Here is a 244-nt window from a genome sequence, read left to right on the forward strand (position 1 = left end):
TGTGGTCAGCGGCACACCGCCCTTCGGTTCGGTCGATGCCAAGGGCGTGCCCATCGGCTATGACGTCGATGTGGCCAACCTGATCGGCAAGTATCTCGGCCTGCCGGTTGAGATCGTGCCACTGGTACCGCCGGCCCGTATCCCGGCGCTGGAATCGGGCAAGGTCGACATGCTGGCCGCCACCTTGGCCCCCACGCCTGAGCGCGCCAAGTCGGTGCTGTTCACGATTCCCTACAGCGGCTTC

At 65.6% G+C, this 244-nt stretch carries 1 protein-coding gene; it reads left to right on the plus strand.

The features are described from left to right. Nucleotides 1-244: transporter substrate-binding domain-containing protein (locus tag ACZ3GY_RS24665; protein WP_465912441.1), on the plus strand; the 244-nt coding region annotated here is incomplete at both ends.

Source organism: Pseudomonas sp. PME37.24/006, assembly GCF_055556635.1.